Here is a 12,667-nt window from a genome sequence, read left to right on the forward strand (position 1 = left end):
TATAATGAACGAATTTGAAGATTTGTTGAACAGTGTAAGCGAAGTTACACCTGGTGATGTCGTAACTGCTGAAGTATTGACAGTTGATGCTGGTCAAGCGAATGTAGCTATCTCAGGTACTGGTGTAGAAGGCGTATTGACTCTTCGTGAGTTGACAAACGACCGTGATGCTGATATCAACGACCTTGTTAAAGTTGGTGAAACACTTGAATTGCTTGTGCTTCGTCAAGTAGTAGGGAAAGATACTGACACTGTTACATATCTTGTTTCTAAGAAACGTTTGGAAGCACGTAAAGCATGGGACAAGCTTGTTGGTCGTGAAGACGAAGTTGTTACAGTTAAAGTTACTCGTGCCGTTAAAGGCGGTCTTGCAGTTGAATTTGAAGGTCTTCGTGGATTTATCCCAGCTTCAATGATTGATAGCCGTTTCACTCGTAACACTGAGCGCTTTGTAGGTCAAGAATTTGATGCTAAAATCAAAGAAGTTGATCCAGCAGAAAACCGCTTCATCTTGTCACGTCGTGACGTTGTTGAAGAATCAGCAGCAGCAGCACGTGCAGAAGTATTTGGTAAGTTGTCAGTAGGTGAAGTTGTAACTGGTAAAGTTGCCCGTATCACTAGCTTCGGTGCTTTCATCGACCTTGGTGGTGTTGATGGTTTGGTTCACTTGACTGAATTGTCACATGAGCGTAACGTATCTCCTAAATCAGCAGTTACTGTTGGTGAAGAAGTTGAAGTTAAAGTTCTTGCTATCGACGAAGTTGAAGGTCGCGTATCATTGTCATTAAAAGCTACACAGCCTGGTCCATGGGACGGCGTTGAGCAAAAATTGGCAGCTGGTGATGTGATTGAAGGTAAAGTGAAACGTTTGACTGACTTCGGTGCTTTCGTTGAAGTATTGCCAGGTATCGATGGTTTGGTACACATTTCACAAATTTCACACAAACGTGTTGAAAATCCAAAAGATGCTTTGTCAGTAGGTCAAGAAGTTACTGTTAAAGTTCTTGAAGTGAATGCAGCTGATGAGCGTGTATCACTTTCTATCAAGGCTTTGGAAGAGCGTCCAGTAGCAGCTGAAGGCGAAGAAAAAGCTGAAAAACGTGCACCACGTCCACGTCGTCAAAAACGCGAAGAAAAACGTGACTTCGAATTGCCAGAAACACAAACTGGTTTCTCAATGGCAGACCTTTTCGGTGACATTGAATTGTAATTCGATTAAAAACTTGCCTTGCGCAAGTTTTTCCTTTCCACCCTTAGTGTAATGGATATCACGTAAGATTCCGGTTCTTGAGATGGGGGTTCGATTCCCTCAGGGTGGATAATATAACGCCGAAAACCCTTATCCTATAAGGGTTTTTGTTGCACTTGTCCATAATTTGTTCATAAAATTTGAAACTCCTGAAAGGAAATAAAGATGTTACATTTTGAAAATGACTACAACAAAGGTGCCCACCCAGTCCTGCTTGAAGCCTTGGTTGCTAGCAACCAAGAAGGCTTATCTGGCTATGGAACAGATTGCTATACCCAGTCAGCTATTGATAAAATTCGTCAGGCGATCGCTTGTCCTCAAGCTCAAATCACTTTTCTGGCTGGCGGTACTCAGACCAATCAGATTGCCATCAATTCCATGCTGGCTTCTTATGAGGGTGTGATTGCTGCAGATACTGGGCATATTTCTACACATGAGGCTGGTGCTATTGAATTTTCTGGACACAAGGTTTTGACACTGCCGCATCATGAAGGGAAAATAACGGCAAGTGAGGTTGATAACTTCATCAAAGATTTCTATGCTGATGCTAATCATGCCCATATGGTTCATCCAGGAATGGTTTATATTTCCCACCCGACTGAATACGGTACCCTCTACAGCAAGGCAGAACTGACTGATTTAGCTAGGGTTTGTCGCCGTTACCAGATTCCACTTTATTTAGACGGTGCTCGCTTGGGTTATGGGCTTGCTGCACGCGATACGGATCTTGATTTGCAGGCTATAGCAGAGCTGACAGACCTGTTTTACATTGGCGGTACTAAAATGGGGGCTTTGCTTGGCGAGGCTCTGGTCTTTACCAAAAACAATCAGCCTAAACATTTTACAACTATTGTCAAGCAACACGGGGCTTTGCTGGCCAAGGGAAGAGTGGTCAGTGTCCAATTTGACCGGTTCTTCACTGATGATCTCTATATGAGCATCGGACGGCATGCGATCGACATGGCAGAGCAACTCAAGGCAGTTTTAGTTGAAAAAGGCTATCGGTTTTATCTCAATTCGCCGACTAATCAGCAGTTTATTATTGTCAAAAATGAAGAGTTGCCGAAATTGTCTGAATCAGGCATTGCTTACAGTTTCTGGGAAAAATATGACGATAGTCACAGTATCATACGCTTTGCAACTAGCTGGTCAACTAGCCAGGCTGACATCGAACGGTTGAAAGAAATTTTATAGGTATGCAAGACAGTCCGTGGGCTGTCTTTTCGTAGTGATGGTTGGCGAAAGCTGGTAAAAAGTGATAAAATAGGACTATTGCAAACAAAGGAATGGCATCATGATTTATTTTGATAACGCAGCGACGACTCAGGTCTATCCCGAGGCGCTCAAGACCTATACAGAAGTAGCGACAAAAATTTGGGGCAATCCGTCTAGTCTGCACAATTTGGGCAGTCAGGCAACCCGTATCTTAGAGGCCTCCCGTAAGCAGATTGCGGACCTGCTAGGCAAGGATAGCAAGGAAATCTTCTTTACCTCTGGTGGTACAGAAGGGGACAACTGGGTCATCAAGGGAGTGGCCTTTGAAAAGGCACATCTGGGCAAGCACATTATCGTCTCAGCTATTGAGCATCCAGCGGTTAAAGAGTCAGCACTTTGGCTCAAAACGCAAGGTTTTGAGGTGGATTTTGCGCCGGTCAATGCCCAAGGGTTTGTGGATGTTTCGGCATTGGAGAGCTTGTTACGTCCCGATACGATTTTGGTATCCGTCATGGCCGTCAACAATGAAATTGGCTCTATCCAGCCGATTGCGGAAATTTCAGACTTGCTGGTGGACAAACCGACTATTTCCTTCCACGTGGATGCTGTTCAGGCTATCACTAAAATCTCGACAGAACGATTTTTGACGGAACGCGTTGATTTTGCGACCTTCTCTGGTCATAAATTCCATTCAATTCGTGGAGTCGGCTTTATCTATGTCAAATCTGGTAAGAAAATTTCTCCGCTTTTGACAGGTGGTGGTCAAGAGAGTGACAAGAGGTCAACAACGGAAAATGTGGCTGGTATCGCAGCAACTGCTAAGGCGCTCCGCCTCAGTTTGGACAAAACGCAGGCTAGCCAGAAACGATTGTCTGCCATGAAGCAAATCCTCTTGGAAGAACTCAGCAAATTTGACCATGTGACTGTTTTTTCAGGCATGGATGATTTTGCACCAAGTATTTTGACCTTCGGCATTAAAAATATCCGTGGCGAAGTGATTGTCCATGCTTTTGAAGAGCATCAGATTTACATTTCGACAACTTCGGCCTGTTCGTCTAAGGCTGGGAAACCGGCTGGAACCCTGATTGCTATGGGTGTCCCTCAGAAAATAGCTCAGACGGCAGTTCGGATCAGTCTGGATGATGACAACGATATGGGACAGATTGAACAATTTTTGACTATTTTTAAGCAAATTTACGCAAATACAGAGAAAGTGAGATAAATGAATTACTCAGAAATTATGATTCGCTATGGCGAATTGTCAACTAAAGGAAAAAATAAGATGCGGTTTGTCAACAAACTCCGCAATAATATCAAGCATGTCCTTTCTATTTACCCAGAAGTGACGGTTTATTTTGACCGTGACCGTGGTCATGTCTATTTGAACGGGGCAGATTATCAGGAAGTTTCAGCTTCTTTGAAGAAGATTTTTGGGATCCAAAATTTCGCACCATCTTATAAGATTGAAAAGTCTGTTCCAGCCTTGAAAGAGGCGGTTGTGGAGATTATGCAGTCCATTTACAAGGAAGGAATGACCTTCAAGATTGCAGCACGTCGTAGCGACCATAGTTTTGAATTGGATAGCCGCGACCTCAATCAAGTTTTGGGTGATGCTGTCTTCACAGCAATTCCAAATGTACAGGTAAAGATGAAGTCACCAGATATTACGCTGCGAGTGGAAATTCGTCCTGACGCTGCTTATATTTCCCATGAAGAAATCAAGGGGGCAGGCGGTCTTCCTGTTGGTACATCTGGCAAGGGTACGCTGATGCTATCAGGTGGTATTGATTCGCCAGTTGCGGGCTATTTAGCACTGAAACGTGGGGTAGAAATCGAAGCTCTCCACTTTGCAAGTCCTCCTTATACTAGCCCAGGTGCTCTTAAAAAAGCCCATGATTTGACCCGTAAATTGACAGCCTTTGGTGGCAATATCACCTTTATCGAAGTGCCATTTACAGAAATTCAGGAAGAAATTAAGGAAAAAGCACCTGAAGCTTATTTGATGACCTTGACCCGTCGTTTCATGATGCGGATTACAGATCGAGTTCGTGAAGAACGTGGTGCCATGGTTATTATCAATGGTGAAAGTCTAGGACAAGTGGCAAGTCAGACCTTGGAGTCTATGCAGGCCATCAATGCAGTGACCAATACACCTGTTATCCGTCCAGTTGTGACCATGGACAAGTTGGAAATCATTGATATTGCTCAAGAAATTGATACCTTTGATATTTCCATCCAGCCATTTGAGGATTGCTGTACCATCTTTGCCCCTGACCGTCCAAAAACCAATCCGAAAATCAAACATGTCGAGCAGTACGAAGCTCGCATGGATGTAGAAGGATTGGTGGAACGAGCTGTTGCAGGGATTATTGTAACTGAAATTACACCAAAAGTGGAAGCAAAAGATGAGATTGACAATTTAATCGAAGATTTACTGTAAACTGTTGATGAAGTTTAATGTCTGACACGGTTGGGAAAGAATAGACAGCTTTAGAAAGAAATTCATTCGCGCATCAAATGAAGGTTAATTTTAACTTGATTTGATGCGTTTTTTAATTATTTGACTTAGGTGTCGTTACCTTAATAACCTAACGTTCGGAAAAAATCGAATTTTTGTGGTATAATGGACTTTCGAAAAAGATAAGAAGGAGTTTTTATGAAAAAAGGAGCTCTAACAGGTTTACTCCTGTTTGGTATGTTTTTTGGTGCAGGAAACTTGATTTTTCCACCAGCTTTGGGGGTCTTGTCAGGTGAGAATTTCTGGCCAGCTATATTAGGATTTGTTGTATCAGGTGTCGGTATTGCTGTCATTGCCCTGATTGTCGGGACATTGAACCCCAAAGGTTATGTGCATGAGATTTCTCGCAAGATTTCACCTGGCTTTGCAACGGTCTATCTTGTTGCCTTGTATTTGGCCATTGGTCCTTTCTTTGCCATTCCGCGTACGGCTACAACGTCCTTTGAAATTGGTATTGCACCATTATTGGGCGATGGGAATCCGGCTCTCTGGTTGTTTGGTTTTACAGCTCTTTACTTTGTAGCAGCTTATCTGATTGCCCTTAAACCGTCTCAAATCTTGAACAGTATCGGACGAATTTTGACCCCTGTTTTTGCCATTTTGATTGTGATTTTAGTGGTTCTAGGTATTGCCAAGTATGGTTCGACCAGTCCTCTGCCAGCAGCAGAAGTTTATTCAGATGGACAGGCCTTTGGTACAGGTTTTATCGAGGGATACAATACCCTTGATGCCCTTGCGGCGGTTGCTTTTAGTGTGGTAGCTGTCAATACCTTAAAACAACTTGGTTTCTCTAGCAAGAAGGAATATGTCTCAACCATCTGGTCAGTTGGTCTTGTTGTGGCCTTAGCTTTCTCAGCACTATATGTTGGTTTGGCTTTCTTAGGAAATCATTTTCCTGTGCCTGCTGATGTTTTGGCGTCCGATACCAACAAGGGTGTTTATATTCTTTCACAAGCTACACAGGCTATTTTTGGTCCAAGTGCACAAATTTTCTTGGCAGCTATGGTTATCGTTACTTGCTTTACGACAACGGCTGGCTTGATTGTTTCTTCAGGTGAATTTTTCGCTGAGCGTTTCCCACGTTTTAGTTATAAAGTGTATGCAACAATTTTTACTTTGATTGGTTTTGGGATTGCTAACCTCGGTTTGAACAATATCATCACTTTCTCAGTTCCAGTTCTTTTGGTTCTCTATCCAATTACCATCTGTATTGTCTTGATTACCATTGTTAACAAATTCGTACCGCTTTCTACTTACGGTATGCAATTAACTGTGGGACTAGTGACTGCTTTGTCATTAGTAGAGGTTTTGGCTGGTCAATTTGGTTGGACAGCTGTTTCAACAATCATTTCAGCTCTGCCATTGGCTGGACAATCATTAGCCTGGTTATTGCCAGCTCTTGTCGGAATTGTCCTTTCTCTCTTCTTGCCAAGCAAGCAGGAGAGTGAAGTTTTCGAAATGTAAGAAAAAATGATACAAAACACTTGCAAAAACGAGTGTTTTTTGGTATATTACAAGGGTTGACTATGCACACATCCTGTGCAACCGCACGAATGCCGTTTAAGTGGTTCGTCCCACGGTACTAGGCGAGTCTTCACATTAAATTCGGGCAAAGCCCAAAATTCATAGGAGGTGCATAATGAGCACATACGCAATCATTAAAACTGGCGGCAAACAAGTTAAAGTTGAAGTCGGTCAAGCTATCTACGTTGAAAAATTGAACGTTGAAGCAGGTCAAGAAGTTACTTTCGAAGAAGTAGTTCTTGTTGGTGGTGAGAAAACTGTTGTGGGTACTCCACTCGTAGCAGGCGCTACTGTTGTTGGTACTGTTGAAAAACAAGGTAAACAGAAAAAAGTTGTTACCTTCAAGTACAAACCTAAAAAAGGTAGCCACCGCAAACAAGGTCACCGTCAACCTTACACAAAAGTTGTTATCAACGCTATCAACGCTTAAGGCGTAGCTTGAAACAATCATTACAGAAATTCGGAGGAATAACATATGTTAAACTTGAATCTTGCTAACTTGCAATTTATGGCCCACAAAAAAGGTGGAGGTTCAACGTCAAACGGTCGTGATTCACAAGCGAAACGCCTTGGTGCGAAAGCTGCTGACGGCCAAACTGTATCAGGTGGTTCAATCCTTTACCGCCAACGTGGTACAAAAATCTACCCAGGAGCTAACGTAGGTCGTGGTGGAGATGACACTCTTTACGCTAAAGTAGAAGGCGTTGTACGCTTCGAACGTAAAGGTCGCGATAAGAAACAAGTATCTGTTTACCCAATCGCAAAGTAAAAAGGTTCGGGGAACCTTTTTAGCAACTCTCCTTGAAATAAAAGAGAGAGTTGAGCTAGAAATAGCAAACAATAGGCTTTCCGAGATTTCGGAAGGCCTGTTTTTTTGTTTTGATACCCATTTTTCATTTACCAAGGGTTTGGTGTGAAATGGTCAGGAATTGGTAGTTAAATAAAAAGTTATCAGTTGAAAATGAACATGTAAATATAGGTTGACTGACAAGGGCAATAGATGCTAGAATAACCATATAATAGAATGAAGGGAGGCGATTCAAATGAAAGGAATAGTAAGATATTTCAGAAAACAAGGAATCAAGAGTAAGGAGGTTAGGGCAAATTAACCTCCGAAAGGAGAAAATAATGAAGATTGTTGCAATAAGGGATTCAGTTGAAAAAGCTGAGATTATTAAAACGGTATTAGCAGATTTACCTGAGTGGTTTGGATTACCTGAAAGCACTAAAGAATATATTCAAGATGGGAGTTTGCTGCCGTTGTGGGCCACATTTGACGAAGATGAGCCAGTAGGATTCGTAACCTTAACGAGCACCTCTGACGATTGTGGGGAAGTTCACTGTATGGGTGTTAAAAAATCTCATCATCGAAAAGGACTAGGACGAGCGTTGATGCAAGCATTAGAAGGAGAGGCGAGAAAATCGTTTGCCTATCTACAAGTCAAAACGGTTGACCAAGGGCATTATAAAGAATATGATCAGACGATTGGCTTTTATCAATCTTGTGGCTTTGCTAAGTTGGAAGTTTTTCCAAACTTGTGGGACGAATGGAATCCCTGTCTTATCATGATTAAAAAGTTATAGTCACTTACCGCCAGCAATTTTGCTGGTGGTTTTATTATGTGGTATAATAGAAAGATAGGAAAAATGGAATGAAGAAAGGATGGATCGATGAATATTCAACAGCTTCGCTATGTGGTAGCTATCGCCAATAGTGGAACTTTTCGTGAGGCAGCGGAGAAAATGTACGTATCTCAGCCTAGCCTATCCATTTCCATCAAAGATTTAGAAAAAGAGCTAGGTTTTCAGATTTTCAGTCGGACCAGTTCTGGGACTTTTTTGACCCAAAAAGGAATGGAATTTTATGAGAAGGCTCAGAGTTTAGTCAAGGGCTTTGATCAATTTGAGCATCTTTATTTACAATCAGAAGAAGGTGAAAAAACTTTTTCTATCAGCAGTCAGCACTATGATTTCTTGCCTCCCTTGATTACGGATTTTTCTCGGCAGCATCCTCAATATCCACATTTTCGGATTTTTGAGTCGACTACGGTACAAATTTTGGATGAGGTGGCGCAGGGGTATAGTGAGCTGGGAATTATTTATCTCAACGATCGCAATACCAAGGGGATTATGCAAAAGCTGGATAAATTGCATTTGCAGGTGATTGAGTTGGCGGAGTTTCAGACCCATATCTACCTGCGGGAGGATCATCCTTTGACTGCAAAGGCAGAGATTGAGGCTGAGGATTTGGTTGGTTTGCCAACGGTCCGATTTACCCAAGAAAAAGAGGCTTATCTTTATTATTCTGAGAATTTGATTGACACGTCGGATTCGTCGGTTGTTTTTGATGTGACGGATCGCGCTACCTTGAACGGGATTCTAGAGCGGACGGACGCCTATGCGACGGGTTCGGGATTTTTGGATGACGAGTCGGTCAATGGGATTACGGTCATTCCCTTTAAGGGGAAGACGGATAACCGCATGGTCTATGTCAAGCGGGCTGGCGATGAACTGAGCCATTGTGCGCTTGATTTTGTCGATACCATGCAGGCTTATTTTGATAAGAAGAAGGAAGAAAATGCGTAAGTTTGGATTGCCGCTTTTGGCAGTGGCTTTTATCGGTGTGGACCAGTTGGTCAAGGCTTGGACCGTAGCCAATATTGAATTGCACACCAGTCGGGAATTTTTGACAGGTTTAATGAGTTTGACCTATCTGAGAAATTATGGTGCGGCTTGGTCTATTTTGCAGGGACAGCAGTGGTTTTTCACCATTGTTACAGTGGTTGTCATGATTGGCTTGGTCTGGTATTATGTCAAAAATATCAAGGGAAATCTCTTGACCTTGTTCAGTTTGTCCTTGATGATGGCGGGGGCTTTGGGAAATTTTATCGACCGTTTCCGTCTGGGCTACGTGGTGGATATGTTCCAGCTGGATTTTATCAATTTCCCGGTCTTTAATGTGGCTGATATGTGTCTGTCGGTGGGAGTTGGGCTCCTGTTTATTTGTATCATGAAAGAAGAGAGTAATGGAAGTAAAAGTTGAGATTGGTGGCGTTCGGTTGGACAAGGCTCTGTCAGACTTGACAGACCTGTCACGGTCGGTTGCCAATGAACAAATTAAGGCTGGTCTGGTTTTGGTCAATGGCCAAGCCAAAAAAGCAAAATATAGTGTGCAAGCTGGTGACATCCTAACCTATCAGGTGCCAGAGGTCGAAGAAATTGACTATGTAGCAGAAGACATTCCTTTAGAAATTGTCTATCAGGATGCGGATGTGGCTGTGGTCAATAAGCCACAAGGCATGGTGGTGCATCCGTCTGTTGGTCACACGTCGGGTACGCTAGTCAATGCCCTGCTTTATCATGTGAAAGATTTGTCGGCTATCAATGGCGTTTTGCGCCCGGGCATTGTCCATCGGATTGACAAGGACACATCCGGTTTGCTGATGATTGCTAAAAACGACGAGGCCCACACCAGGTTGGCTGAGGAATTGAAAGCCAAGAAATCCCTCCGCAAATATATTGCCATTGTCCACGGAAACCTACCAAATGACCGTGGTATGATTGAGGCACCGATTGGTCGTTCGGAGAAAGATCGTAAGAAACAGGCAGTCACAGCCAAGGGCAAGGAAGCAGTCACACGTTTTCAAGTCTTGGAACGTTTCGGTGACTATACCTTGGTTGAATTGACCTTGGAAACGGGACGAACCCACCAAATCCGTGTTCACATGGCTTATATCGGTCATCCTGTGGCTGGCGATGAGGCCTATGGACCACGTAAAACGCTCAAGGGGCAGGGTCAATTTCTGCATGCTCAGACGCTTGGATTTACCCATCCGAGAACGGGAGAGCTGGTAGAATTTACGGCTGACGCGCCAGCTATTTTCCAAGAAACACTGGAAAAACTACGTCAAGCCACTCAGTAGTGACAATAAGAGCATCTTGCCCATTTTCCAAAAAGATGATAGACTGATACAGATAAAAAAGAAGGAGAACGAGAATGGAAACTTTACCAAATTGCCCACAGTGCAATTCAGAATATGTCTATGAGGACGGCGCGCTTTTGGTCTGTCCAGAATGTGCATACGAATGGAACCCAGCCGAGGTTGCTGAGGAAGAGAGCGGTCCAGTCGCTATTGATGCCAATGGCAATCGCTTGGCTGATGGAGATACAGTGACGCTGATCAAGGATTTGAAAGTCAAAGGCGCACCGAAGGATCTCAAGCAAGGCACGCGCGTTAAAGGTATCCGCATCGTTGAAGGCGACCACAATATCGACTGCAAAATCGACGGATTTGGAGCCATGAAACTCAAATCAGAATTTGTGAAGAAGATTTAGCATTTAGACTGGGAAATCCAGTCTTTTCAAGACGTAGACAAACTATGAATTGGCTCAAATAATCTGAGTAGCTCTGCTAATAAAACAAAAAATTATTTTATTTTGCGAGCGGAGTGAGCCCAAACCGCGACTTTCCGCTGTGATGAAAATGCCTGAAACGTTATCGTTTCAGGCATTCGGAGTATTTCGGGCTACAAAGGTCTCTCAGAACTTCGTAGGTTGTTGCTTGGAAATAAAAAAGCGACAAAAGGCTCAAATACTAGGTATGGAATTCCGTAGGTAGCTCAAACAGTCTAGGGGACTGTTTGAGGAGTAAACCTAGAAACAAGAAAGTTTACTTCCGTCCGCCTTCACCTCAGGAAAGTCTGAAAAAGGTTTTAATATAAGAAAGGAAACTATGAAGAATCAAAGTATTTTATTTTACAGTCGCTGTCTGCTGGCTGCTTTAGCGATTACGGGAACAGCTCTAGAAATCATTAAATATGGTATTGGCATGCTTATGTACTACACGGTGCAATCCAACTTGCTGGTTTCTGTGTTTGCGGTCTATATGGTCTATGCCATGAACAAGGGCCAAAATTTGCAAGACCAGAACTTTCTGCGAATCAAGGCTGGTGTGACTATGTCCATCATGATAACCTGTGTGGTCTATCATATCATGTTGGCACCGCTGGCTGAGCATTTTTGGCGCGTGGAAAATCTTCTCTGCCACTATATCGTTCCCATTTATTTCTTGCTGGATACGATTATTGTCGATCGGCAGCGACAGTACAAGCGGTTGGACCCCGTTTGGTGGACTAGTCTGCCACTTGCCTACATGGCTTTTGGCTTGGTCAATGGATTTTTCCTCAAAATTCCTATTCCTGACGCCAAGGATAGTCCATTTGCCTATTTCTTTCTCAATGTTCCCAAGTATGGCTGGAACTACGTTTTGACCTACTGCGCTATTATCTTTGTGACCTATCTGCTCTTTGGTTATGTTTTGGCGGGTGTAAAATCCCTAAAACCACAGTCTTTTTTGGCTAAATCAGCACCATTCTAAGCAAAATACGAAGATTATTAAATTTTTTACAGTAAGAATTTGTCGCCGTAGGTAAAGTGTGCTATACTGATGCTAGAAATCCTTTAAGTGCTGTCCAGAGAGACAGGTAAGGAGAGCATTGAGCAAATGTGGACATACAAGATGGGAAATTCTGTTGGAGTTTTTCATGCACTGGTCCTGTATTTTCTGAACTCTCCTGAAAGGGAGAGTTTTTTTGTATCATATTTATGGAGGTTTAGAATGAAAACCAAAGAAATCGTAGACGATATGACCATGAAACGGGCAATTACCCGTATCACCTATGAGATTATCGAGCGCAATAAGAATTTGGACAATATCGTCTTGGCTGGTATCAAGACACGAGGTGTTTTCATTGCCCGACGGATTCAAGAACGTCTGAAACAGTTGGAAGGAATTGATGTTCCTCTGGGAGAATTAGATACCAAGCCCTTCCGCGACGATGTGAAAGTAGAAGAAGATACCACCAGCATCACCGCCGATGTCAATGATCGTGATGTTATTTTGGTGGATGACGTTCTCTACACTGGACGTACCATTCGTGCCGCCATTGACAATCTCGTATCGTTGGGCAGACCTGCTCGTGTTAGTTTAGCTGTCTTGGTCGATCGTGGCCACCGGGAATTGCCAATTCGTGCGGACTATGTTGGGAAAAATATCCCGACCAGTCGGGTGGAGGAAATTATCGTTCACATGACTGAAATTGACGGTCATGACGCAGTTTTATTAGTAGAGGCAGAATAGGTCAGGCACAAAAAGGCAGGT

14 protein-coding genes, 1 tRNA gene and 1 other annotated feature are annotated in these 12,667 nt (G+C 43.1%); all 15 genes read left to right on the plus strand.

Annotation, left to right across the window (positions count from 1 at the left end; translation table 11 throughout):
* The first annotated feature begins 4 nt into the window (after positions 1 to 4).
* The 15 genes from rpsA (at position 5) to pyrR (ending at position 12,646) form a co-directional block, all read left to right on the plus strand.
* Positions 5 to 1,210, plus strand: coding sequence for a 30S ribosomal protein S1 (rpsA, locus tag NQZ91_01200; protein UUM58021.1), 1,206 nt, complete (start codon positions 5 to 7; stop codon positions 1,208 to 1,210).
* Positions 1,211 to 1,247: 37 nt separating this feature from the next.
* Positions 1,248 to 1,319, plus strand: a tRNA-Arg gene (locus tag NQZ91_01205).
* Between the two features lie 95 nt (positions 1,320 to 1,414).
* On the plus strand, positions 1,415 to 2,443 hold the full coding sequence (locus tag NQZ91_01210; GenBank protein UUM58022.1) for a beta-eliminating lyase-related protein: 1,029 nt from the start codon (positions 1,415 to 1,417) through the stop codon (positions 2,441 to 2,443).
* Between the two features lie 100 nt (positions 2,444 to 2,543).
* On the plus strand, positions 2,544 to 3,686 hold the full coding sequence (locus tag NQZ91_01215) for a cysteine desulfurase (protein ID UUM58023.1): 1,143 nt from the start codon (positions 2,544 to 2,546) through the stop codon (positions 3,684 to 3,686).
* Positions 3,687 to 4,904 carry a tRNA 4-thiouridine(8) synthase ThiI gene (thiI, locus tag NQZ91_01220; protein ID UUM58024.1) on the plus strand — a complete coding sequence of 406 codons (1,218 nt, stop codon included), beginning with the start codon at positions 3,687 to 3,689 and terminating at the stop codon, positions 4,902 to 4,904.
* 216 nt (positions 4,905 to 5,120) lie between these two features.
* Positions 5,121 to 6,446, plus strand: a complete 1,326-nt coding sequence (brnQ, locus tag NQZ91_01225; GenBank protein ID UUM58025.1) for a branched-chain amino acid transport system II carrier protein — start codon at positions 5,121 to 5,123, stop codon at positions 6,444 to 6,446.
* Positions 6,447 to 6,515: 69 nt separating this feature from the next.
* Positions 6,516 to 6,586 (plus strand) — a sequence feature (ribosomal protein L21 leader region).
* Between the two features lie 35 nt (positions 6,587 to 6,621).
* Positions 6,622 to 6,936: a 50S ribosomal protein L21 gene (gene rplU / locus NQZ91_01230; GenBank protein ID UUM58026.1), complete on the plus strand. Its 315-nt coding sequence runs from the start codon at positions 6,622 to 6,624 to the stop codon at positions 6,934 to 6,936.
* 45 nt (positions 6,937 to 6,981) lie between these two features.
* Positions 6,982 to 7,275: a 50S ribosomal protein L27 gene (gene rpmA / locus NQZ91_01235; GenBank protein ID UUM58027.1), complete on the plus strand. Its 294-nt coding sequence runs from the start codon at positions 6,982 to 6,984 to the stop codon at positions 7,273 to 7,275.
* A gap of 359 nt (positions 7,276 to 7,634) precedes the next feature.
* Complete coding sequence (locus tag NQZ91_01240; protein ID UUM58028.1) at positions 7,635 to 8,090, plus strand: GNAT family N-acetyltransferase; 456 nt, start codon at positions 7,635 to 7,637, stop codon at positions 8,088 to 8,090.
* An 87-nt stretch (positions 8,091 to 8,177) separates the two neighbouring features.
* Positions 8,178 to 9,092 (plus strand): LysR family transcriptional regulator, encoded by a 915-nt coding sequence (locus tag NQZ91_01245; protein UUM58029.1) that lies wholly within the window; start codon positions 8,178 to 8,180, stop codon positions 9,090 to 9,092.
* Positions 9,085 to 9,549: a signal peptidase II gene (gene lspA, locus NQZ91_01250; protein UUM58030.1), complete on the plus strand. Its 465-nt coding sequence runs from the start codon at positions 9,085 to 9,087 to the stop codon at positions 9,547 to 9,549. Before NQZ91_01245 ends, lspA begins: the two co-directional genes overlap by 8 nt.
* The gene (locus NQZ91_01255; protein ID UUM58031.1) at positions 9,533 to 10,429 is read left to right on the plus strand and encodes an RluA family pseudouridine synthase; all 897 of its coding nucleotides are present in this window, start codon (positions 9,533 to 9,535) and stop codon (positions 10,427 to 10,429) included. Before lspA ends, NQZ91_01255 begins: the two co-directional genes overlap by 17 nt.
* A 74-nt stretch (positions 10,430 to 10,503) precedes the next feature.
* Positions 10,504 to 10,842, plus strand: coding sequence for a zinc ribbon domain-containing protein YjdM (locus tag NQZ91_01260; GenBank protein UUM58032.1), 339 nt, complete (start codon positions 10,504 to 10,506; stop codon positions 10,840 to 10,842).
* A gap of 397 nt (positions 10,843 to 11,239) precedes the next feature.
* Positions 11,240 to 11,884, plus strand: coding sequence for a Pr6Pr family membrane protein (locus tag NQZ91_01265; protein ID UUM58033.1), 645 nt, complete (start codon positions 11,240 to 11,242; stop codon positions 11,882 to 11,884).
* A gap of 240 nt (positions 11,885 to 12,124) precedes the next feature.
* The gene (pyrR, locus tag NQZ91_01270) at positions 12,125 to 12,646 is read left to right on the plus strand and encodes a bifunctional pyr operon transcriptional regulator/uracil phosphoribosyltransferase PyrR (GenBank protein ID UUM58034.1); all 522 of its coding nucleotides are present in this window, start codon (positions 12,125 to 12,127) and stop codon (positions 12,644 to 12,646) included.
* Positions 12,647 to 12,667: the final 21 nt, after the last annotated feature.

This window comes from Streptococcus suis, assembly GCA_024583055.1.
Classification (GTDB): Bacteria; Bacillota; Bacilli; order Lactobacillales; family Streptococcaceae; genus Streptococcus; species Streptococcus suis_V.

Excerpts from the sequence above, each read along its gene's own strand:
- NQZ91_01260 (UUM58032.1), top strand. The coding sequence starts at position 10,504 with ATGGAAACTTTACCAAATTGCCCACAGTGCAATTCAGAATATGTCTAT.
- NQZ91_01210 (UUM58022.1), top strand. The coding sequence starts at position 1,415 with ATGTTACATTTTGAAAATGACTACAACAAAGGTGCCCACCCAGTCCTG.
- NQZ91_01240 (UUM58028.1), top strand. The coding sequence starts at position 7,635 with ATGAAGATTGTTGCAATAAGGGATTCAGTTGAAAAAGCTGAGATTATT.
- pyrR (UUM58034.1), top strand. The coding sequence starts at position 12,125 with ATGAAAACCAAAGAAATCGTAGACGATATGACCATGAAACGGGCAATT.
- lspA (UUM58030.1), top strand. The coding sequence starts at position 9,085 with ATGCGTAAGTTTGGATTGCCGCTTTTGGCAGTGGCTTTTATCGGTGTG.
- rpmA (UUM58027.1), top strand. The coding sequence starts at position 6,982 with ATGTTAAACTTGAATCTTGCTAACTTGCAATTTATGGCCCACAAAAAA.
- NQZ91_01245 (UUM58029.1), top strand. The coding sequence starts at position 8,178 with ATGAATATTCAACAGCTTCGCTATGTGGTAGCTATCGCCAATAGTGGA.
- NQZ91_01265 (UUM58033.1), top strand. The coding sequence starts at position 11,240 with ATGAAGAATCAAAGTATTTTATTTTACAGTCGCTGTCTGCTGGCTGCT.
- rplU (UUM58026.1), top strand. The coding sequence starts at position 6,622 with ATGAGCACATACGCAATCATTAAAACTGGCGGCAAACAAGTTAAAGTT.
- rpsA (UUM58021.1), top strand. The coding sequence starts at position 5 with ATGAACGAATTTGAAGATTTGTTGAACAGTGTAAGCGAAGTTACACCT.
- thiI (UUM58024.1), top strand. The coding sequence starts at position 3,687 with ATGAATTACTCAGAAATTATGATTCGCTATGGCGAATTGTCAACTAAA.
- NQZ91_01255 (UUM58031.1), top strand. The coding sequence starts at position 9,533 with ATGGAAGTAAAAGTTGAGATTGGTGGCGTTCGGTTGGACAAGGCTCTG.
- NQZ91_01215 (UUM58023.1), top strand. The coding sequence starts at position 2,544 with ATGATTTATTTTGATAACGCAGCGACGACTCAGGTCTATCCCGAGGCG.
- brnQ (UUM58025.1), top strand. The coding sequence starts at position 5,121 with ATGAAAAAAGGAGCTCTAACAGGTTTACTCCTGTTTGGTATGTTTTTT.